At 72.8% G+C, this 21,867-nt stretch carries 16 protein-coding genes; 7 read left to right on the top strand and 9 right to left on the bottom strand.

Translation table 11 applies throughout. The features are described from left to right. Nucleotides 1-7 precede the first annotated feature (7 nt). Nucleotides 8-1,306: an HlyD family secretion protein gene (locus tag MFF56_RS19700; RefSeq protein ID WP_238230629.1), complete on the top strand. Its 1,299-nt coding sequence runs from the start codon at nt 8-10 to the stop codon at nt 1,304-1,306. A 37-nt stretch (nt 1,307-1,343) separates the two neighbouring features. Beyond that, nucleotides 1,344-3,494, top strand: a complete 2,151-nt coding sequence (locus tag MFF56_RS19695; protein ID WP_066928012.1) for a peptidase domain-containing ABC transporter — start codon at nt 1,344-1,346, stop codon at nt 3,492-3,494. Between the two features lie 132 nt (nt 3,495-3,626). Here the strand turns inward: MFF56_RS19695 and MFF56_RS19690 are convergent, their stop codons facing one another. The 3 genes from MFF56_RS19690 to MFF56_RS19680 form a co-directional block, all read right to left on the bottom strand. Beyond that, complete coding sequence (locus tag MFF56_RS19690) at nt 3,627-5,171, bottom strand: TolC family protein (protein ID WP_066928010.1); 1,545 nt, start codon at nt 5,169-5,171, stop codon at nt 3,627-3,629. 284 nt (nt 5,172-5,455) lie between these two features. Beyond that, nucleotides 5,456-6,334, bottom strand: a complete 879-nt coding sequence (locus tag MFF56_RS19685) for an SDR family oxidoreductase (RefSeq protein ID WP_066928008.1) — start codon at nt 6,332-6,334, stop codon at nt 5,456-5,458. 215 nt (nt 6,335-6,549) lie between these two features. After that, nucleotides 6,550-7,335, bottom strand: coding sequence for a glutathione S-transferase family protein (locus tag MFF56_RS19680; protein ID WP_066928007.1), 786 nt, complete (start codon nt 7,333-7,335; stop codon nt 6,550-6,552). Nucleotides 7,336-7,349: 14 nt separating this feature from the next. Between MFF56_RS19680 and MFF56_RS19675 the strand changes: the two genes are divergently transcribed. Together MFF56_RS19675 and MFF56_RS19670 are read left to right on the top strand one after the other, a co-directional pair. After that, nucleotides 7,350-8,378: an alpha/beta hydrolase gene (locus MFF56_RS19675; protein ID WP_238230627.1), complete on the top strand. Its 1,029-nt coding sequence runs from the start codon at nt 7,350-7,352 to the stop codon at nt 8,376-8,378. 157 nt (nt 8,379-8,535) lie between these two features. Beyond that, entirely contained in the window at nt 8,536-8,727 is a 192-nt protein-coding gene (locus tag MFF56_RS19670) for a hypothetical protein (RefSeq protein ID WP_238230625.1), read from the top strand. Nucleotides 8,728-8,878: 151 nt separating this feature from the next. Here the strand turns inward: MFF56_RS19670 and MFF56_RS19665 are convergent, their stop codons facing one another. The 3 genes from MFF56_RS19665 to MFF56_RS19655 are packed head-to-tail and all read right to left on the bottom strand — an operon-like array spanning nt 8,879 to nt 13,335. Continuing rightward, a complete protein-coding gene (locus MFF56_RS19665; protein WP_066925928.1) occupies nt 8,879-10,597 on the bottom strand; it encodes a response regulator in 1,719 nt (572 codons plus the stop codon). Nucleotides 10,598-10,607: 10 nt separating this feature from the next. After that, nucleotides 10,608-11,069 carry a response regulator gene (locus MFF56_RS19660; protein ID WP_066925925.1) on the bottom strand — a complete coding sequence of 154 codons (462 nt, stop codon included), beginning with the start codon at nt 11,067-11,069 and terminating at the stop codon, nt 10,608-10,610. Nucleotide 11,070: 1 nt separating this feature from the next. Then, entirely contained in the window at nt 11,071-13,335 is a 2,265-nt protein-coding gene (locus MFF56_RS19655) for an ATP-binding protein (RefSeq protein WP_066925922.1), read from the bottom strand. Nucleotides 13,336-13,983: 648 nt separating this feature from the next. Between MFF56_RS19655 and MFF56_RS19650 the strand changes: the two genes are divergently transcribed. Next, nucleotides 13,984-14,922 carry a pirin family protein gene (locus MFF56_RS19650; protein ID WP_066926647.1) on the top strand — a complete coding sequence of 313 codons (939 nt, stop codon included), beginning with the start codon at nt 13,984-13,986 and terminating at the stop codon, nt 14,920-14,922. A gap of 120 nt (nt 14,923-15,042) precedes the next feature. Continuing rightward, a complete protein-coding gene (locus MFF56_RS19645; protein WP_066926601.1) occupies nt 15,043-16,806 on the top strand; it encodes a monovalent cation:proton antiporter-2 (CPA2) family protein in 1,764 nt (587 codons plus the stop codon). 196 nt (nt 16,807-17,002) lie between these two features. Here the strand turns inward: MFF56_RS19645 and MFF56_RS19640 are convergent, their stop codons facing one another. Both MFF56_RS19640 and MFF56_RS19635 read right to left on the bottom strand, forming a co-directional pair. After that, nucleotides 17,003-19,447: a putative bifunctional diguanylate cyclase/phosphodiesterase gene (locus tag MFF56_RS19640; RefSeq protein WP_066926599.1), complete on the bottom strand. Its 2,445-nt coding sequence runs from the start codon at nt 19,445-19,447 to the stop codon at nt 17,003-17,005. Further along, nucleotides 19,437-20,834 carry a cytochrome P450 gene (locus tag MFF56_RS19635; protein ID WP_066926606.1) on the bottom strand — a complete coding sequence of 466 codons (1,398 nt, stop codon included), beginning with the start codon at nt 20,832-20,834 and terminating at the stop codon, nt 19,437-19,439. Before MFF56_RS19635 ends, MFF56_RS19640 begins: the two co-directional genes overlap by 11 nt. Here MFF56_RS19635 and MFF56_RS19630 point away from each other — a divergent pair. Then, nucleotides 20,833-21,225 (top strand): hypothetical protein, encoded by a 393-nt coding sequence (locus MFF56_RS19630; protein ID WP_156453971.1) that lies wholly within the window; start codon nt 20,833-20,835, stop codon nt 21,223-21,225. The two genes, MFF56_RS19635 and MFF56_RS19630, sit on opposite strands and share 2 nt — an antisense overlap. Here MFF56_RS19630 and MFF56_RS19625 read toward each other — a convergent pair. Then, nucleotides 21,216-21,566, bottom strand: coding sequence for a hypothetical protein (locus MFF56_RS19625; protein ID WP_238230624.1), 351 nt, complete (start codon nt 21,564-21,566; stop codon nt 21,216-21,218). The two genes, MFF56_RS19630 and MFF56_RS19625, sit on opposite strands and share 10 nt — an antisense overlap. Nucleotides 21,567-21,867: the final 301 nt, after the last annotated feature.

Genomic DNA, 21,867 nt, shown 5'->3' with positions numbered 1-21,867 from the left:
CCGAACCATGAGCGAGACTGATACGCCGGACGCCGGTCCCGACCGGTCCTCTGCCGTCGCAGCCTTCCAGAGGCGCCGGCCCGGCGCGACGATCCACCTGCAGCAGGACCGCGGCGCCGCGTGGATGGCGTGGTTCTTCGGCGCGATCGTGGTCGCCCTGGTGGCGGCCCTGTTCCTCGGGCGCTTCGCGCGCAGCGAATCGGTGCGCGGCTACGTCTCGGCCGCCTCCGGCCTGACCCGGCTCGACGCGCGGGCCGCGGGCATCGTCCAGACCATCGACGTGAGACAGGGCGACCGCGTCGCCCGCGGCCAGCGCCTGATGCAGATCCAGGTGCGCGACCAGACCACGGGCGGCGTCTCGACCGTGACGGCCAACCTGCGCAGCCTGCGCGAGCGCAAGGCCAACCTCCAGCGCGACCGCGAGCGCCTGATCACCTTCCTCGACGCCACGAAGGGCGACCGCAGCGAGACCGAGCGCAACGTCGCCAACGTCACCCGCGCCTTCGACGAGCAGGAGCGGGCCCTGAAGGAGGGCCTGCGCCAGCAGGAGGAGATGGTGGCCCGCGTCCAGACCTACATGAACCAGGGCTACGCGACGCGCGAATCGCTCAACGGCCAGCGCCGCATCGCCCTCGACTACGCGCGCCAGATCGCGGAGCTGCGCGCCCGCCGGGCCGAGCTGAAGCAATCGACCGCCGAGCGCCTGACGGGGCAGCGCACCACCGCCACCGAGAAGGCCGCCCAGCTCGCCGCCACCGAGAACGAGTTGAGCGCGATCGAGGCGCAGCTCACCGGCTACAGCGCGCTGGAGCGCCTCGACATCGTCTCGCCCGTGGACGGCGAGGTGGCGGGCCTGTTCGTGGAGCCCGGCGCCTCGGTCTCCGCCGACCAGATCCTCGCGATCGTGGGCGATTCCGGCGCCGAGCCGGTGATCGTGCTGGAGGTGCCGGCCCGCGCCATCGGCCTCGCCAAGGTCGGCCAGGACGTGGTGATCAAGTACGACGCCTTCCCGTTCAAGACCTTCGGCATCGCGCACGGCACGATCACGCAGATCGCCGGCACGCCGCTCCGCGCGCCCGCCGTCGCGATGGCGGATGCGGGCGAGGCGGTGTTCGACCCGACCTCGCTCACCCGCCAATCGACCTACCGGATCGACGTGCGGCCCGACGCGCGCACGATCCGGGCCTACGGCGTGGACGAGCCGATCCGCGTCGGCTCGACGCTGTCGGCCGACATCGTGGTCGAGAAGCGGCGGCTGATCGACTGGATGCTGGACCCGATCCGCGCCATGCGCGGCCGCGGCTGACCCCTCACCACCTGCCAGGAACCGGAACGAGGCTCGGATGAGCGAGTGGCTGAAGGGCTTGGGCCCCGGACGGCGGCGCGTGCGCTCGCTGGTCCAGAGCGAGGCCAACGAGTGCGGGCTGACCTGCCTCGCCATGGTGGCGAACTACCACCGGCACGACATCGACCTCGCCTACCTGCGCGCGCTCTTTCCCCTCTCCCGCACCGGCATGTCGCTCGCCGACATCGTGGAGCTCGCCGACACGCTGGGCCTGGATGCCGGCGGCTACGCGCTCACGAACATCGACGAGCTGAAGGGCGTCCAGCTGCCCGCGATCCTGCACTGGAAGGGCAACCACTTCGTGGTGCTCGAATCGGTCCGGGGCGGGCGCTACCGGGTGCACGACCCGGAATTCGGCCCGCGCCTCTACGAGCGCGCCGACATGGAGCAGCTGTTCTCGGGCGTGGTGCTGGAATTCGCGCCCCGGATGGACCTCGAACGGGTCCGCGCCGAGAAGAAGCTGACCTTCCGCGCGGTGTTCCGCGCGACGAGCGGGCTCGGCAGCACGGTCTGGCAGATCAGCCTCGTCACGGTGGCGATCGCGCTCCTCGGCCTCGCCATGCCGGTCCTCCTGCAGATCGCCCTCGACGTGGTGATCCCGCAGGTCGATCTCGACCTGCTCCACGTGCTGGCGATCGGCCTCGTCCTGCTGATGGGCTTCGAGGCGATCGGGCGCTGGCTGCGGGACTACGTGACGCTCAGGGCCTCGACGCTGCTCCAGCTCCAGTTCACCCGCAACGTCGTCGGCCACGCCTTCCGGCTGCCGCTGAACTACTTCGAGCTGCGCCACCCCGGCGACTTCGTGGCCCGGGTCGACTCGATCGAGCACGTCAAGGCGTTCCTCGTCGGCGGCCTCGTCACGGCGTTTGCCGACAGCGCCACCTCGATCCTGATCATCGGGCTGATGCTCTACTACGCGCCCGCCATGGCGGTGGTGACCATGCTCACCCTGGTCGCGGTGATCGGGATGCGCTTCCTCACCTTCCCGAAGCTCAACCAGGCGACCTTCGGCTCGCTGGAGGCGCGCTCGGAGGAGCGGGCCCGCCTCCTCGACGGCCTGCGCCGGGTCGACAGCCTGAAGGCGCATAACGGCACCGAACGCTTCGCGATGCGCTGGTTCGAGAGCTTCTCGCGCTTCGCCAACCTCGACTTCCGGGCGCGCAAGGCCGAGATCGACGCCGAACTGTTCATGCACGTCGTCATCGTGCTGAGCACGGTCGCGACCCTCTACATGGGCATCGTCGGCGTGATCGCGAACACGCTGACGATCGGCACGCTCTACGCCTTCTTCGCCCTGCGCTCCGAGTTCTTCGCGCGCGTCAACCTGCTCACCAGCAACCTGATGCACCTCTCGGCGATGCGGGTGCACTTCCAGCGCCTCGACGACGTGCTCGGCCAGGAGCCGGAGGCGGGCCTGCAGGACGCGACCTTCCACCGGACGCTCAACCGCGAGGTCCGCCTGGAGGACGTGACGGTGCAGTTCGGTCGGGCCGACGAACCGATCCTGCGCGCGGTGAACCTGAGCATCGATCTCGGCGCGCACGAGACCGTGGCGATCGTCGGCGTGTCGGGCTCGGGCAAGTCCTCGCTGATGAAGATCCTGGCGAGCCTGCACGAGCCGGCGGAAGGCCGCGTCATGGTGGACGGCAGCCCGCTCGCCCAGTTCGGCAAGCGCGAGTACCGCAGCAACCTCGGCGTGGTCTTCGCCGACGACGGCCTGTTCGCCGGCACGGTCGCCGACAACCTCGCGCTGTTCGACCCGGCCGTCTCGCGGGCCGAGATGGAGGCGGCGCTCGTCTGCGTCGGTCTGCGCGACGAGATCGAGCGCCTGCCGCAGGGCTACGCCACCCAGGTCTCGGAAGAGGGCGGCCTGCTCTCGACCGGCCAGCGCCGCCGGCTGCTCCTCGCCCGCGCGCTCTGCCGCCGCCCGCGCCTGCTGCTCCTCGACGAGGTCACGGCCAACCTCGACCCGACCACCGAGGCGGCGCTCGTCGAGAGCCTGAAGCGGGTCCGGGCCGCCAAGGTCTTCATCACCCACAGCGAGCGCATGCTCGATCAGGTCGATCGCGTCCTGCGCATCGAGGGCGGCCGCCTCGTCGAGGACGACTGGGCGCCGGGCGCGGGGCGCAGGATCCCGGCGCGGGCGTGAGACGGCCCCCGGTCGATCGGTTCGGCTGGTCGGGGTGAACGCGCGCCGCGCCCCCTCTCCCCTACGGGAGAGGGGACCCGCGCTTCCTCCCGAGACGACGCGTCGAACCGAACGCTTCGACCGGACACGGTATCACCGGGTCAGCACCACCCATCCGGTGCGCCCGTGGGAGGCGAGGCCGAAGCGGGCCGGGGCCGGCTCGCCGATCGAGCCGCGCAGGGCGGGCACACCCGGTTCCGGCCGGGCGCCCCCGGCGCGGGCGGCGCGCCTCACCGGGCCGGCCTCGCCGCCGCGACGCAGCGCGGCGGTCGTCAGCGGGTCGCGCACGGCGGCGAGCGTCTCGAAGCGGCGGTCCGCCGGCACGCTCTGGCCGACGTCGAGGAGGTTCGCGGCGGCCGAGAGCTGCAGGCTCAGCGCGTCGCGCTCGGTCGTCACGATCGCGGTCGCGACCTCCGCGTCGGCGAGTTCCGCCCGCAGGTTCAGCTCGTCCAGAACGGTGCGGAAACCCGCGCCGCGCTCCACCTCGAAGCCCCGGATCGTCGCCCGCAGGAAGGTGACACGCTCGGTCAGGCGCCGGACCTGATCGGTCACCGCCACCCGCCGGGCGAAGGCGGTGCGGGCCGCGGTCAGCGTCGCCAGCTCCTGGTCCTGCACCTCGTAGCCGCGCTGGCGCGCGAGCGCCGATGCCTCGGCGATCCTCGGGAAGGCGCCGGGCTGGTAGAGGGGCACGCGCGCGATCACCCGGGCGGTGGTGTCGGTGATGCGGTCGAGGGTGGGGCTGTAGCCGAAGGTCGAGCCGTGGCTGACCTGGAGGTTCACCTGCGGCAGCACCGCGCCCACCGTCGCGCTCGCCTGGAAGGCGGCCGACTTCGCGTCGAGGCGGGCGGCGGCGAGCCCCGGATTGGCCGCGCGCACCAGTTCGGCATAGGCCAGCTCGTCGCGCGGCAGCCGGTCGGGGAAGCGCGGCGGCACCATCCGCTCGGGCTCGATCTGCGTGACGCGCTTGAAGCCGAGGCGGGCGGCGGCCAGTTCCGCCTGGGCCCGGTCGCGGGCGGCCTCGGCCGCCTGCACGCGGGACTCGGTCAGCGCCACGTCGGTGCGGGTCGCGTCGTTGACCTCGAACTGCCGCGCGGTCGCGTCGCGGATGCGCAGGATCGCGCCGATCTGCGCCTCGCGGGCGGCGAGGATCCGGACGTCGCGCAGCACCGTGATGTAGGCGACCGCCGTGTCGAGCAGCACCTGCTGGCGCTGGCCGAGGGTGATGAAGCGGCCGGCATCGGTCAGCGCCTCGGCCGAGCGCAGGGTGTGCAGGCGCCCGAAGCCGTCGAACAGGGGCAGGTCGGCGGTGATGCCGTACTGGCGGGGGGCCGCGCGGGGCGTCGAATCGATGCCGATCTGGGTCGGCTCGATGCGCGGGCCGTAGGTGAAGCGGCTGGAGAGCGGCTTGTCGCCGAGGAGCGACACCGTCGGCATGAAGGCGTCGAGCGCGCCGCGCTCGCGCGCCTCCGCGCCCTCCTGCCGCGCCCGGTCGGCGCGCAGGACGAAGCTGTTCTCCAGCGCCGCAGCGGCGGCCTGATCGAGGGTCTGGGCCTGCGCGGGCGCGCCGTGGAGGGCCGCGGCGAGGACGACGAGCAGCGCGCGCTCACCGGTCCGTGCTGTGATGGTGCGACCCGACATCCCTCGTCCCATGGCGCGAAGCCTGAAGACCGCTCGGGACCCGGCGGGCGCCGGTCCGCGAACGTGACCGCCATTCATCCGGGATTAGGCTTAATGAATCGCTCTCGCCGCCCGGATCCGGACAGTCGATCCGGGCAGATCCGGAACCTGGGAGGGATTTTTCTCTACATTCGCGCCAAGGTTGCATATGGATGCTGCAGATCCGGGCGCGCGTCAGGTATTGGGGGGCCGGACGAGCCTCTCCCGCCCGCGCCGGGCGGGTCCTGGCCGTCCGGCCGGGCCGCTCAGAGCACGGGCATCGCGCCCGCGACCGTGACGAGGGCGCCCGAGGTGTAGCTGCTCTCGTCCGCCGCGAGCATCACGTAGGCCGAGGCGAGTTCGGCCGGCTGCCCGGGGCGACCGAACGGGACCTGGCTGCCGAAATTCTTCACGGAATCCTCCTCCATCCCCGAGGGGATGAACGGCGTCCAGATCGGGCCCGGCAGCACGCCGTTCACCCGGACGCCCTTCGGGGCCAGGAGCTGCGCGAGGCTGAGCACGAGGTTGCTCAGCGCGCCCTTGGTGGCGCTGTAGGCGAGCAGCGATGGCATCGGGTGCTTCGAGTTGACCGACGAGGTGAAGATCACCGAGGCGCCGGGCTTCAGATGGCCGGCTGCCGCCTTGGTCACGTAGAAGGCCCCGAAGACGTTCGTGCGGAAATGGTCCTCGAACACCGCGTCCTCGATCCCGTCGAGATCCTGGTTCGGCTGCTGGAAGGCGCCGTTGTTTACCACCACGTCGAGGCGGCCGAACGTCTCGGCGGTGCGGGACACGATCTCGCGGGCGTAGGCCGCGTCCTTGAGGTCGCCCGGCAGCAGCAGGGCGCGCCGTCCGGCCCGCTCGATCCAGGCGCCGACCGCCTCGGCGTCCGCCTGCTCCTCGGGCAGGTAGGACAGGGCGACGTCGGCCCCCTCGCGCGCGTACGCGATGGCGACCGCCCGGCCGATGCCCGAATCGCCGCCGGTGATCAGCGCAGCCTTGCCGGCGAGCTTGCCCGAACCCCGGTAGCTCTCCTCGCCGTGGTCCGGCTCCGGCGCCATCCGGCCGGTCTTGCCGGGGAAGCTCTGCGGCTGGCCCTCGAAGGGCGGGCGCGGGTACTTGGTCAGCGGGTTGCTGTCGGTCATCGGTCGCTCCGGATGATTTGGAGGGCCAACCGGGCGCGCCGCCGGGCGTTCCGCGGCGGGGTGGGCGTCGCGATGCCGCGAACGTCGCCGGCGCCGCCCGCCGGGACGCCCCTAGAGCCGCTCCCGATCGCGTTACGCTCGGGAACGGCTCCGACCTCTCGTCCCGACGCGCTCTCATGCGCCGGACCGGCGTCCACTTCGGCGCTGAGAGCGCTCTATTCGCCGTGCGGCCAGGAGAAGCGGATGTTGTCCTCGCGCAGACCCGCCAGCACCACCGCGACGCCGCCGGACCTGACCATCCATTCGAGCCGGTGGTCGCGGTACGCCCGGCGGCGCCCGCCCGTCGTGTAGTGCTCCGAGGCCGCCGCCATCTGCGCGGCGGCGGCGTCGAACTCCGCGAAGGTCGCGGCGACGGCGGGGCGTTCGCACAGGCGCGCGTGCCAGCGCGCGAGCGGGCTGCCCGCGTCCGGCCCGAGGCCGTAATGGACCGAGCGGTTGACCATCGGGGCCGCAGCGGCGTCGGCCCAGCCGAAACGCGCGCCGCCGAACCAGTCCGCCTCGCCGAGCCGCTCCGTCAGCCAGGCCTGAAGCTCCGCGGTCTGGCGGGCGGCCCGCGCCTTCAGCCGGCCGGCGAGGTCCCCGGTGGCGCGGCGGAACCAGAGCACCTCGCCGAAGCCCCAGTTCACGGCCTCGTACTGCGTGTCGCAGACCTCCTCGGTCAGGCGCGCCCGGGCGCGGGCGGCGGGCGCGCGCGGCAGCAGCGGCGGCTCCGGCCAGCGTTCCTCGATGTATTCGAGGATCACGGTCGATTCGAAGAGCGTGACGTCCCCGTCGATGAGGACCGGGACCTCGGCCCGTGGGTTGGCCTGCCCGAGGGGCCCGCCGCGGTGCCCCGTGCCGAAATCCGCGGGGCGTTCCGCGGTGAAGTCCAGGCCCTTCTCCCGCAGCGCGATCTTCACCTTCTGCGCGTAGGACGAGAGCGGGTGCTCGTAGAGCAGCATGGTCGGACTCCGCCATGGGGATCGGTGCCGTCATCGGCGCGCCCGCGGCGGAAGTCGAGCCCGGCGGCGTGACACGGATCGGTGATGCGGGGGAGCGTGCGGTGGATCTGGACCCGGAGGCTGCGGCTTTCCTCGAGCGCATCGCGCGGCGGCGCACCCCGCCGATGAGCGCGCTGGCGGTCTCCGAGGCCCGCGCGATGTACCGGCGCCAGAGCCGGCATTTCGGCGGCCCCGCGGTCGAGATGGCGTCGGTCGCGGACATTCCGGCGGCGGGTCCGGCCGGCCCGATCCCGCTCCGCCTCTACCGGCCGTGGGCGGCCGGGGACGCGCCGGCCCCGGCGCTCGTCTACCTGCACGGCGGCGGCTGGGTGGTGGGCGATCTCGAATCGCACGACAAGGTCTGCCGCCAGATCGCGGCGCGGGCGGGCGTCGCGGTCGTCGCGGTCGATTACCGGCTCGCCCCGGAGCACCCGGCGCCCGCCGCCGCCGAGGACGCGGTCGCGGCCCTGCGCTGGATCGCCGCGGAGGCCGGCAGGCTCGGGCTCGACCCGGCCCGGCTCGCGGTCGGCGGCGACAGTGCCGGGGGCAGCCTCGCGGCCGTCGCGGCGATCGCGGCGCGCGACGCCGGCCTGGCCCTGCGCGGGCAGGTGCTGATCTACCCGAGCACCGACAACCGCCTCGATCCGGACCTCTACCCCTCCCGCCGCCGCAACGCGGCGGTGCCGCCGCTGACCTGGGAGATGGTGCGCTATTTCCACGCCCGGCACATGCCCGACCCGAGCCTCGCCCTCGACTGGCGGACCTCGCCGATCCTCGTGCCGGACGCCGCCGGCCTCGCGCCCGCGCTGCTCGTCGGCGGCGCCCGCGACGTGCTGCACGACGAGGGCGAGGCCTATGCCGACCGGCTGGCCGCCGCGGGCGTCGCGGTGGAGCGGCGGACCTATCCGGGCATGGTCCACGGCTTCATCGAGCTTGGCGGCGTGATCGCGGCCGCGGCAGACGCGCTCGACCTGATCGCGGGCTGGCTGCGGCGCCGGCTCTGATCCCCCTGCCCGGCTGAGCTCGCCGGAGGCCGTCGGATCCGCTCACCTGCGCGGCGATCGCGCCCCGGCCCCGCGGTCGTCCACGATCTTGCGAGGATCGGACTCCTCCCCTGTGGCGTTCATCGACTGCGACTTCGGCCAATCAGGAGGAACACCCATGCGCATCCGCACCGTCTTGCCGCTCGTCGGCCTGCTCGCGCTCACGGCCTGCAAGGACGAGAAGAAGGCCGAGGCTCCCCCGCCGCCGGCGCCCGCCGCACCCGCGCCCACCACTGCCGCGCCCGCCAACCCCGCCCCTCCGGCGTCGAACACCAACCCCGCTCCGGCCAGCAAGCCCGCCGGTCAGTAACCCCCGCGGGACGGTCGGCCCCCGGCATCGCGTCGAGCCCGGGGGCCGACCCGGCGGAGGGCGGTCGCGACCGGGCCGCCTCCACCGGCTACTGCGGCTCCGGGACATCCGGATCCCGCGAGGAGCCCCGCCGGATCCGGACGCCCGCGCCTCACGCGCTCCGGTCGCGGTCCGTGACCAGCCTCAAGCGCGGCACCGGGCGAGCCGCGAGCGCTGCGGCGACCTTGCGCTCCAGTTCACCGTCCCGGAACGGCTTCTGCACGATGCCGTCGGCCCCCACCGCACCCGCCTGGGTCAGCGCCGCGGTGTCGGCGTAGCCCGTGACGAACAGGACCGGGATGTGCGGCCAGCGCTTGCGGAGCTCGATCGCGGCCTCCGCCCCGTTCATGCCGGGCATCGCGAAATCGATCACCACGAGATCGACGCACGGGTCCGCCTCGAGCGCCGCCAGGGCCTGCAGGCCCGAGGCCGCCTCGCGCACGGCGTAGCCCGCCTCGCCGAGCCGGGTCGCGGTCACCTCGCGCACGCCGCCGTCGTCGTCGACGACCAGCAGCGCGGGCTTGGCGCCCAGCGGGTGGTCGCGCAGGCAATCGACCTCGTCGTCCGCGGCCGGGGCGATCGCCCGCTCGCCTTCGGCCCGCGGCAGGTACACCTTGATCGACGTGCCCTCGCCGGGCGCCGTGTCGATGCGCAGGCCGCCGCCGGACTGCTTCACGAAGCCGTAGACCTGGGCGAGCCCGAGGCCCGATCCCTTGCCGACCGCCTTGGTGGTGAAGAAGGGCTCGAAGACCCGCGCCAGCACCTCCGGCGACATCCCGGTCCCGGTGTCGCTGACCGAGACCATGACGTACGCGCCCGGCTGCGGGTGCTCGGGCCGCGTCGGCCTCGCCTGCACCGTCATGTTGGCGGTCTCGATGGTGAGGCGGCCGCCCACCGCCATCGCGTCCCGGGCGTTGATGGCGAGGTTCAGGATGACGAGCTCGACCTGGGTGGCATCGACCAGGGCCCGCCAGAGCCCCTCGTGCAGGGCGGTCTCGATCCGCACCGCCCCGCCGATCGAGCTGGTGAGCAGGTCGCGCATCGAGGCGACCGTCCGGTTCAGGTTCACCGGGGTCGGCTCGAGACGCTGGCGTCGGGAGAAGGCGAGGAGCTGGGCGGTCAGGTTGGCGCCGCGCGCGGCGGCGCCGCGCATCATGTCGAGGCGCCGCCGCGAGCGCTCGTCGGCGACGGCGCGCTCCAGGAACTCGATGTTGCCGGCGATCACCGTGAGGAGGTTGTTGAAGTCGTGCGCGACGCCGCTGGTGAGCTGTCCGACGGCCTCGAGGCGCTGGGCCAGCCGCAGGGCCTCCTCGACGCGCTCGCGCTCCTCGATCTGCGCCTTGAGCGCGGCGTTGGCCTCGGCGAGTTCGCGGGTCCGCTCGGCGACGCGCGCCTCCAGCGTCCGGTTCAGGGCCTCGAGTTCGGCCCGCGCGGCGCTCTTCTCCGCCCGGATGCGGGCCTCGGCGAGCGCCCGCACGATCGTGCGCGGCAGGCGGTCGAGCCGCTGCTTGGTCACGTAGTCGGTGGCGCCGTTCTTGAGCGCCTCGACGGCGACCTCCTCGCCGAGCGTGCCCGAGCAGAAGACGAACGGGACCTCGGGGCACTGGGCGTTGGCCAGGGAGAGCGCGCTGATGCCGTCGAAGGTCGGCAGCACGTAGTCGGCGAGGATCAGGTCGTGCCGGCCGGGCACGGCCTCGGCGGCGAACGCGTCGCGGCTCATCACGCGCACGATCCGCACGGCCTGTCCGAGACGCTCGAGTTCGGCCTCGATCAGCTCGGCGTCGAGGTCGCTGTCCTCGAGGTGCAGGAGGCGCAAGGGTGCGGCGTCCATCAGTGGGTCATCACGCGTTCGATGGCCAGCCTCCCCGGTGCGGCGGCGGTTCGTTCAGGAGCGCCCAGAAGACGCCGATCTCCTTGATGGCGGCGAAGAACTCGTCGAAGGCGACGGGCTTCACCACGAAGGCGTTCACGCCGAGATTGTAGGAGCGCACCACGTCGGTCTCCTCCCGCGAGGAGGTCAGCATCACCACCGGGATGGCGCGCGTGCCCGGGTCGCCCTTCACCTTGGCCAGCACCTCCAGCCCGTCGACCTTGGGCAGTTTCAGGTCGAGCAGCACCACGGCCGGGTCCTGCCGCGCGCGGCCCTCGTGGCTGCCGCGCCGGTAGATGAAGTCGAGCGCCTCGGCGCCGTCGCGGCAGATGACGATCTCGTTGGCGAGCTGGCTCGATTCGAGCGCGGCGAGCGTCAGCTCGATGTCGTTCGGGTTGTCCTCGACGAGGAGGATGGGCTTCAGGGCCGCCATCTCAGTGCGCTTCCTCCCGGACCGGCAGTGTGAAGTAGAACGTCGCGCCCTCGCCCAGCCGGCTCTCGGCCCAGGTCCGGCCGCCGTGACGCTCGACGATGCGGCGGACGTTCGCGAGCCCGATGCCGGTGCCCTCGAACTCCTCGACCCGGTGCAGGCGCTGGAACACGCCGAAGAGCTTGTCCACGTAGGCCATGTCGAAGCCGACGCCGTTGTCGCGCACGTAGAAGACGCTCTCCCCGTCGCGCGGGGGCAGGCGGCCGACCTCGATGACCGCCTCGTCCCGGCCGCGGGTGTACTTCACGGCGTTCGAGAGCAGGTTCTCGAGCACCAGCCGCAGCATCGCCGGGTCGGCGTAGGCGCGCCCGAGCGGCGCCACCTCCCACCGGACGACGCGCTCGGGTCCCACGTCGCGCAGGACCTTGCGCCGGACCTCCTCGACGAGCGCGCCCATATCCCCCGTCACCCGGTTCAGGGCGTGCCGCCCCATCTGCGAGAAGCTCAGCAGGTTGTCGACGAGCGTGCCCGCCGAGAAGGCCGCCTCGATGATGGTCTCGACGTAGTGCCGTCCCTTGTCGGAGAGGTTCGGGCCCTCCCGGTTCTTGAGCAGGTTGGCGTAGCCGACGATGTGGCGGAAGGGGGCGCGCAGGTCGTGGCTGACCGAGTAGGAGAACGCCTCCAGCTCCTTGTTCGAGCGCTGCAGTTCCTCGCTCATGGCGGCGAGTTCCTCGGCCCTGCGCAGCACGATCCCGAGGACCGAGGCGCGCAGGTCCTCGGCCACCTCGACCTCCGGGAGCGACCAGGGCAGCGAGCGGCCCTTCACCGTCTCCTTCCAGATGTCGAAGGACTTGCGCGGGTGCAGCCGGTCCGGGCCGCCCTCCGGGTCGGGGCTGGCGGCCTTCACGGGGTTGCCGCCCCACCGCACGGTGCGCACCACCTCCGGCCGGAACCAGAGGATGTAGCTCGCGTACCGTTTCGAGACCGAGATCGCCAGGAGGCCGCTCGCCCGGTCGGCGAAGCCCGCGGCGCGCGGGAAGGCCTCGGCCAGGCACTCGGTGACGTAGACGTCGTCGGCCTCCCCGCGCGCCGAGAGCCATGCGTAGAGGGCGCGCACCTCCGCCTCCGGGGGCGCCGCGCCGAGGAGACGGCAGCGGTCGGCCGTGACGACGGCCGCGCCCGAGGCGTTCACCAGCGCGAGGACGTCGTCCGGGTGGTTCAGGAGCCCGTCGACGAAGCTGTCCTCCTCCGCCATGAATCCGAGGAGACGGCCCTGCACGGCGCCGAGCGCGAGGCGCTGCTCGGCCTGCTCGCCGCGGACCTTCGCGGAGAGCTGCAGCGCGAAGATCTGGGTGAGGACGTCGCAGGCGTTGCGGGCCTGGAACGGGACGCGTCGCGGCTCCCGGTTGTGGCAGGAGACCAGCCCCCAGAGCGCCCCGTCCACCAGGATCGACACCGACATCGACGCCATGGTGCCCATGTTGCGCATGTAGGCGACGTGGACCGGCGAGACCGAGCGGAGGATCGACTGGCTGAGGTCGAGGGGCTCGCCGGCGGCCGTCGTGCCGGGGCGGATCGGCACCGGCACGTAGCCGGCGTCCGGAATGATGCGCAGGCGGTTGCGCCGGTAGAGCTCGCGCGCCTGGGCTGGGATGTCGGAGGCGGGGAAACGCAGGTCGAGGTAGGACGGCAGCACGCCGTTGCCGTCCTCGGCGAGCACCGTGCCGTGCCAGTCCCGATCGAAGCGGTAGACCAGCGCGCGGTCGAAGCCGGTGAGGCGGCGGATGTCCTGCGCGAGCAGCTGGCAGAGATCCTCGACCCCGCGGGCCCCGTGCAGGCGCCGCACGAAGGCGCGCAGCCGCGGGTTCAGCGCGTCGAGGCCGGCCTCCCCGGAGGCGTCGTCGGTCTCCTCCAGCTCCAGGACGAGGAGGTCGTCGATCCGGTGCGCCGCGACCTCGTAGGATTGGCGCGCGGGGCCGAGCCCCAGCGTGACGGTGCGCAGGTAGAGGGCGCCGTCCTCCTCCGCACCCGCGTCGCGGTAGCGTTCGGCGAGCGCGGCGAGTTCGGGATAGGCGCTCTCCAGGGCCGTGCCGACCGATGCGGCCGCGGGTGCGTTCGCGCTCGCCTGGAGGACGACGAGGCTTCGCGGATCGAGGGCGAGCAGGAAGCCGTGCGGCTGGACGCTGCCCACGATGTGGATGGGCTCGCGGTCGCAGGCGGAGAGGTCGATGTGCTGGGCGGCGCTGCCTGCTCGATCCAAGTCGGACATCCCTTCGGGCGGCGGCCCGCTCGGCCCCGGCCAGACCCTTAGCAGTCGCGCCCGGATGCTCAAAGGGCGGACCGGGACCATCGCCTGATCGGACGAGGGACCGCGGCGTTCGGGCGCGACCCGCGCCGGGGCCGTCGACCGGCCCATGCCCCGTCCCCGCGGCCGCAGGGTAATCGCATATGCCGAGCGAGCCTTGAGCCGGATCCGGCGCGGGTCCCCTCTCCCGTGCGGGAGAGGTCTGCTCTCGCAGAGAGCCGGGTGAGGGATGAGAACTGTCCGGAAGGGGCTGGCCCTGGCCGTGGCGGCGCTGTGTCTTCTCCGTGGAGTTCTCATCCCTCACCCCAACCCTCTCCCGCACGGGAGAGGGAGCGCGGCGCGGTTCTGGCGCGGTTCGAGGGAGGGGCCCCGCCATATGCGATCGCCCTGCCGCGGCCGCACCCGTCAGGGTCGGGGTTGCCGGCGCCTCCGGCTCCGGCACGCGGACGCGTTCTCGGAAACGATGGTTTTCCGTCGTTTCCATTTTCAGATTTCTCGAAATGGACGAGATTGGCGCGAGCGATGCAACCCTGGGGTAGCATCATGCAGGGCCGGACCGCGCGCCCCAGGCTTCACGCGCGGCCGGCCCCGGCGAAAGAGGGAGCGAGAGCGATGAGCTGGCACGGCGCGGACGACCCGATCCCGGGCGATCACTTCAGCTGCGACGCGATCCGGACCCTGATCGTGCCGCGCTCGCGCGATCTCGGGTCCTTCGCGGTGCGCCGCGCCCTGCCCTCGACCGAGTGCCGGATGGTGGGCCCGTTCATCTTCTTCGACCAGATGGGCCCCTCCGAGTTCCTGCTCGGCGCCGGCATGGACGTGCGCCCCCACCCGCATATCGGGCTGTCCACCGTCACCTACCTGTTCGACGGCGAGATCATGCACCGCGACAGCCTCGGCACGGAGCTGCCGATCCGGCCGGGCGAGCTGAACTGGATGACCGCGGGCCGCGGCATCACCCACTCGGAGCGCACCGCCCCGGCACTTCGGCAGACCGGATCGCGGCTGTTCGGCATCCAGAGCTGGGTCGCCCTCTCGGCGCAGGACGAGGAGCGCGCGCCGGCCTTCGAGCACTACGACGCGGCGGCCCTGCCGGTGCTGACCGGCGAGGGCAAGAGCGTGCGCCTGATCGCCGGGGAGGCCTTCGGGGCGCGCTCGCCGGTGCGCACCTCCAGCCCGATGGTCTACGCGGACGTGGCGCTGGAGGCCGGCGCCGTGCTGCCGCTCGACCCGACCTACGACGAGCGGGCGCTCTACACGGTGTCGGGCGCGATCGAGATCGCGGGCGACGGCTTCGGGCCCGGCCAGCTCCTCGTGTTCCGCCCCGGCGACCGCATCAGCGTGCGCGCCACCGAGGCCGCCCGCTTCATGGTGCTGGGCGGCGAGCCGATGGACGGCCCGCGCCACCTCTGGTGGAACTTCGTCTCTTCGCGGCCCGACCGGATCGCGCAGGCCAAGGAGGATTGGCGCCAGGGCCGGTTCGACACCGTCCCGAACGACGCCGAGTTCATTCCCCTGCCCGAGGACCCGCCGCCCGTCCGCTACCCGTGAGCCGGCGCGCCCGCGCCCGGACCCCGCCCGCGCGCCCGGACTCCTCCCGGGCGGCCCCTCCCGGCACCCCTGCCCGGCACCCCTGCCCGGCACCCCTGCCCTCAGAGAATGGACCACGCCATGGCCGTCGAAGCCTCCGGTACCGCGAGCGATCTCGTCCAGGTCGTGTCCCTGCTGGCCGCGGGCGTGATCGCGGTTCCGCTGTTCAAGCGGCTCGGGCTCGGCTCGGTGCTGGGCTACCTCCTGGCCGGGCTGGCCATCGGCCCCTTCGGCCTCGGCCTGTTCACCGACGCCCACGCGATCCTCCACGTCGCCGAACTCGGCGTCGTGATGTTCCTCTTCATCATCGGCCTGGAGATGGAGCCGTCCCGCCTCTGGGGTATGCGCCGCGCGATCTTCGGCCTCGGCCTCGTCCAGGTCGGCGCCTGCATCGCGGCCCTGACGCTGGTGGGCGTCGCGATGGGCTTCCAGCCCGCCGTGGCCTTCGTGGCCGGCACCGGCTTCGTGCTGACCTCCACCGCGATCGTGATGCAGCTCCTCGAGGAGCGGGGGACGCTCTCGACCCCGAAGGGCCAGCGCATCGTCGCGATCCTGCTGCTTGAGGATCTCGCGATCGTGCCGCTCCTCGCCGCGGTGGCGCTGCTGGCGCCGGGCGGCGGCGAGACGAGCGGCGCGGAGCGCGCCTGGGGTATCGGGATCGCGCTGCTCTCGGTCGCCGCGCTCGTGGCCGCGGGCCGCTGGCTGCTCAACCCGATGTTCCGCCTGCTCGCCGCCGCGAAGGCGCGGGAGGTGATGACGGCGGCCGCCCTCCTGGTCGTGCTGGGCGCGGCGCTCGCCATGCAGCTCGGCGGCCTCTCGATGGCGATGGGGGCGTTCCTGGCCGGGGTGCTGCTCTCGGAATCGAGCTTCCGCCACCAGCTCGAGGCCGATGTCGAGCCCTTCCGCGGCATCCTGCTCGGCCTGTTCTTCCTCGGCGTCGGCATGTCCCTCGACCTCGCGGTGATCGCCGCCAACCTGGGCCTGATCCTCGCGAGCGTGGCCGCCTACATGCTGGTGAAGAGCCTCGCCATCTACGGGATCGCCCGGGCGCTCCGGGCCTCGCACGCCGAGGGGCTGGAGCGCGCGGCCCTGATGGCGCAGGGCGGCGAGTTCGCCTTCGTGCTCTACGCGGCCGCGGCGGGGGCGGGCATCATCGACGGCACCACCAACGCGATCCTGACCGCGACGATCATCCTGTCGATGGCGATGACGCCCCTGATGGTCATCGCCTTCGATCGCCTCGGGCCCAAGGCATCCCCCTCGACGGAGGGCGTGGAGGCGCCCGAGGATCTCGTCGGGAGCGCCCTGGTCGTCGGCTTCGGCCGCTTCGGCCAGATCGCCAGCCAGCCGCTGATCGCGCAGGGCTGCCCGGTCTCGATCATCGACACGAGCGCCGAGAACATCCGCCTCGCCGAGGGGTTCGGCTTCAAGGTCTATTACGGCGACGGCACGCGGCTGGACATCCTGCGCGCGGCGGGCGCGGCGACGGCGCGGGCCATCCTCGTCTGCATCGACGACCGCGCGATGGCCAACCGCGTCGCGGAGATCGCGCGGGCCGAGTTCCCGCTGGTCCCGGTCCTGGCGCGGGCCCGCGACCGGGAGCACGCGGTCGAGCTGATCCAGGCCGGGGTGGCCTACCAGGTCCGCGAGACCGTGGAATCGGCCCTGGCGCTGGGCGAGCGGGCGCTGCTCACGGTCGGGGCCGAGCCGGAGGCGGCCGAGGCGATCATGGCCGAGGTCCGCCGCCGCGACGCCGAGCGCCTCGAACTCGAGACCGTCGGCGGCATCTACGCGGGGCTCGATCTGATCCGGGGCAACGCGGCCGCCCTGCACAAGGCCGGCTAGAGCGCTCTTGCGCCGAAGCGGACGCCGGTTCGGCGCAAGAGAGCGCGTCAAGACAAGAGGTTCGAGAGGTTAGAGCCGTTCCCGATTGCAACGCGATCGGGAACGGCTCTGGCCCACCTCCCGGGGACGGCCGCCGTCTCGGATCCGGCGACGGCGCGCGGCCGGCCCCCGGGGCGGGACCAGGCGGCTCGGCCCCTCAGCCGGCCGCCTGAAGCACGCGCCGGCCGCGCTCGAACGATCGCGGTATGCGCTCGATCAACCGGCTCACCTCGCGCGGCGGGCAGGCCGGGCTGTACAGGAATCCCTGCGCCGAGTTGCAGCGCCGCGCACGCAGCAACTCCGCCTGCTGGTCCGTCTCGACGCCCTCGACCGTGACGTCGATCCCGAGGTCGCTCGCGATGACCATGATCGCCTTGATCACCGTCAGGCATTCCGGGCGGCTGCTCAGGTCGCGCACGAAGGCCCGGTCGATCTTGATCTTGTCGACGGGGAACTGGGTCAGGTACCGCAGCGAGGAGTAGCCCGTCCCGAAGTCGTCGAGCGCGATGCGCACGCCGAGCGCCCGAAGCGCGCGGAGATTGCCGAGGACGTGCGGGGTGTTGTCGAGGAAGATCGACTCGGTGATCTCGATCTCGAGGCGCTCCGGGGCGAGACCGGTCTCGCCGAGCACGGCCTCGACGTCCCCGAAGAAGTCGGGCAGGCGGAAGTGGACCGACGAGATGTTGACCGCCACCCGCATGGCGGCGGGCCACCCGAGCGCCTCGGCGCAGGCCCGCCGCAGGGCCCAGCGTCCGATCGTGATGACGAAGCCCGTGCTCTCGGCGATCGGGATGATCTCGCCGGGCGAGACGGGACCGTGGCCGGGGCGCGTCCAGCGCAGCAGCGCCTCGCAGCCGATCACCGCGCCGTCGTCTAGGCGCACGAGCGGCTGGTAGTGCAGCTCCATCTCGCCGTTGGCGAGCCCGGCCCGCATGGCCCCGTCGAGCTCGCGCCAGCGCTGGACGCGCATCTCCAGGTTCCGGTCGAAGCGCCGCCAGCGGCCCTTGCCGGCCTCCTTGGCGCCGTAGAGCGCGAGGTCGGCCTTGCGCAGCAGGTCCTCCGGGTCCGTGGCGTCCTGGGGATGGCGCGCGATGCCGACGCTGACGCCGATCTCGGCGCGAACGCCCTCGATGAGATAGGGCTCGCCCAAAGCCGCCACGATCGTCCCGGCCAGGCGTTCCGCCTCCGCCTCGCCCCGGCCGCGATGCAGGACCGCGAACTCGTCGCCGCCGAGCCGGAACACGTGGCCCGCCTCCCCGGCCGCCGCCGCCAGCCGCTCGGCGACCTGGCACAGGAGCGCGTCGCCCGCCCCGTGGCCGACGGTGTCGTTGACCGTCTTGAACCCGTCGAGGTCGAGATAGAGCAGGCTGAGGTGCGGCCCGCCCGCCGCCGACCCGGGCTCCGTCGCCGGTCCCGGCACCGCGCAGGCCGCCGACGCCGCCTCGTGGAACATGACCCGGTTCGAGAGGCCGGTCAGGGAATCCCGCGTGGCCAGCCGCGCGATGTGCGCCTCCGCCTCGCGGCTCTGCGTGATGTCCGACCCCACCCCGCGGAAGCCCGCCAAGCCGCCGCGCGGGTCGAGGAACGGCTTGCCGGTCAACCGGAGCCAGCGCGGGCCGGCCGCCGTCCGGATCGCGACAGGACATTCCCGGAAGGGTCTGCCGAGCCGCAGGTGCTCGAGCAGGTCGGCGGCCCGGTCCGCGTCGGCCCGCGCGCCCGCCTGCGTCGCGAGCAGGATCTCGAACGAGCTCTGCTGCAGCACCTCGATCGTGCAGCCGAGAGCCTCCGCCATCCGCCCGGAGACGTGCTGGAACCGGCCCGCCTCGTCCGTCTCCCAGAGCCAGTCGCTCGCGTTCTCCTCGAACTCGTTGAGCAGCAGGCCGATGGTCTCGCTCTGATCCTCCACGCGCACGCGGTCGAGGATGCGCCTGCGGGACAGACGGCTCATCCGGCTCACGCTGAGCCCGACGAAGCACGCGTAGACGAGGAGCACGAGGGCGATGCTCAGCGCGATCGGCTCGCCGCTGCGCGCCAGCCCCGCGAAGCAGCCGACGATGAGCGGCACGGCGAACAGGTAGGAGACCGACAGGAGCGGGCCGACGACGTAGGCATCCGAGATCAGGCCGGCCGAGATGCCGACGACGAGCAGGCGCTCGTCGCTGGTGGCGGGCGCGAACAGCACGATCGGCATGGTCGCCCAGGCGAGGCCCAGCGCGAGGGACAGGATCCCGGCGACCCTGTAGCCGCGCGTGACGCCGGCCTCCGAGCCCGCCTCGGCGTAGGTGCGCTGATAGAGCCGGTTCGTGTAGATCGTCGCCGCGATCACGACGGCGACGAAGGCGAGCAGGCCGAGGAGATAGGCCCGCGGCGCCGAGTCCCAGAAGAAGCCGGTCACCGCGACCGCGATGATCAGGTGCGTGACGGCCGAGTAGTTCGCGAGCTTCAGCGTCTCGTCGAGCAGGCCGGACAGGACCTGAAGCCTGTAGCGGCCCGGCAGCTCGTCCAGGGCGTCGAGATTGCGGATGCGGCGGAGCAGCGAACGCGACCGGCCATCGGACGACGCGGCCGGCGGCTCCCGCTCAGGGATGGGATCAGCGGACATCGCGCGGGACGACCTTCATCTTCATGCCGCCCTTCGGTCGAAGCGTCACGCGGAACTGGTTGGCCGGCATCCCGGGGCGCGTCGGCACGAAGCGGAAGGCCGGCAGCAGCGTCGCGAGGACGACGAGGCATTCCGTCAGGGCGAGGCCCATGCCGATGCAGACGCGCGGGCCCGCCCCGAACGGCAGGTAGGCGTAGCGGTCGCGGCTCGCGGCCCGCTCCGGCGCGAAGCGGTCGGGATCGAAGACCTCCGGCTCGTCCCAGATCCGCCGGTGCCGATGCAGGGCGTAGACCGGGACGTGCACGGATTGACCGGCCGGAACGATCCGGTCGCCGAGCCGGATGTCGGCCGCCGCCCGCCGGACGATCAGGGGAGCGGGCGGATACAGGCGCATCGCCTCCATCACGACCTGGCGCGTGTAGGCGAGGCGATCGACGGCCTCGGGGTCGGCGGCCGGATCCGTGCCCAGGCCGCGGGCCTCCGCGACGACGCGCCGCTCGACCTCCGGGTGTTCCGCGAGGAGGCGCAGCGTCCAGGTCAGGGCGAGCGCCGTGGTCTCGTGGCCGGCCGCCACGAAGGTCAGCAGGTTGTCCACGAGGCTCTCGTCGGGCAGGGGCCGGCCGGTCTCCGGATCCTCCGCCTGCAGCAGCAGGCCGAGGAGGTCGGCCCCCGGCTCGCCGCGCGCGCGGCGCCGCGCCACCGTGCGGGCGACCTCGGCCCGCAGGTAGCCCGCCGCCCGGGCGCCGGCCCGCGCGCCCGGATGGGGGATCCGGGCCGGGGCGCCCAGCATCGAGAGCGCGATCTTCCAGCTGGTCTGACCCAGATAGGCGTCGATGGCGCGACCGAACGGCTCGACCTCGAGCTGGCTGTCGCCCGACACCATCGTGGCCACGATGATGTCGAAGGTCGTGCGCATCATCTCCGGAAGGATGTCGCGCACCCCGTCCGGCGGGCCGGCGCGGAGCCAGCGCGACCGCGTCGCCTGCGCGGCCCGGGCCATCGCGGGCACGAAGCCCCGCACGCGATCCGGGCGGAACATCGGGGCCGCCGTCCTGCGCTGGCCGCGCCAGTGCGACCCGTCCGCCGTCAGGATGCCGGAGCCGAGCGCGGGCGCGAGGGCGCGCAGCATGAAGGGCTCGCGCTCCAGCGCCTCGGCCTGATCGACCAGCAGGCTGCGGATGCTCGCCGGGTCGCAGACGTAGGTGGTGCGCTGGCCGAGGAAGCGCGTCGTCACGAGCGGTCGGTCGTAGACCTCCGGCGGCCACGCCTCGATCAGGTTGCGCAGCATCGTGGCGAGGAGCGAGGGCAGCGCGACGGCGTCCGCCACGGCATCCCGGAACGGGGCCTTGCCCGGCTCGCAGATTCGAAATGTCTCGACGAACGGCATGCCGGCCACCTCCCGGGTCGATCCTTCGCCGCCGCCGTTAAGTTTCTATCTATCGACCGATATCGAACGCTGCGATGCCGGAAGATCCGTATCGCTGATGAGCGAATCCTTTACAAAACCGGCGCGCGAACTGATCTATGTTGCCTTGCGCGGGCGCAATCCGGCGATCGATCCGGCGATCGTCTCGGGTCGAGCCGCCAACCCATCGGGCAAGCTGCCGCCGTCGCGCGGTCCCGGCACGCCGCCCCGCGCGGCGAGCAGCCCGCCGCAGGACTTCGCGGGCGCGGCGGCTTGCGCGGAATGGCCCAGGGCGCGGCGCGTGGGGCACGGCGCGCGCTTTCCCCATCCCGGCTGCCCCGATGCTGGGAGAGGCGGTCCCGCTCAGCTTTGATCTGGCGCAAGCCGGCGGGGGCCCTCCCGCGTCCAGTGCCGGAAATCCGCCCGCGCCAGCGTCTCGCAGGGATGGTGGAAGAGGTAGTAGCCGAACGCCGCCGTGGCCTCCCGCGCCGGGACGGGCTGGAAACCGATGGGCAGGCTGTCGCCCTCGCGCACGCGCGCACCGAAATCCCAGGCGCCCGGGCGGACGAAGTACGGGATCAGCATGGCCTCGCGGACGGCGCAGCACAGCCCCGGCTCGCGCCGGTGCTGGAAGATCCGATACGTGTCCGGAGGTCTCTCGGCCGGCATCGTGCCCGTCCCGTCGCTGTCCCGTTGCTGTCCCGTCGTCGGCATCGAGCCCGATCCGGGAGCGGGGGCCTTGCGGCAGATCAACGCCGCGGCGTGCGCGAGCCGGATGCTTCGGACCTGCCGCGTCCGACGTGGCCGCGTCCGACATGGCCGCGTCCGACATGGCCGCGTCCGACATGGCCGCGTCCGACATGGCAACGACGGGCCCGCCGCGCAGCTACGTAACAACCCTTACGCGAACCTGCTTAGGGGAGCGTCCGGAATTTCGCGGCCTCCGCGGGGCGGCCACTCTCCCCCCATCCCCGATGGGTGAGGAGCGCCGCCATGACCACCGAGTTCACGCCGC

The sequence above is a fragment of the Methylobacterium hispanicum genome, assembly GCF_022179285.1.
Taxonomy (GTDB): domain Bacteria; phylum Pseudomonadota; class Alphaproteobacteria; order Rhizobiales; family Beijerinckiaceae; genus Methylobacterium; species Methylobacterium hispanicum.
The sequence above is the reverse complement of the archived record's forward strand: the minus strand, read 5'-3'. Positions and strand labels throughout refer to the sequence as shown.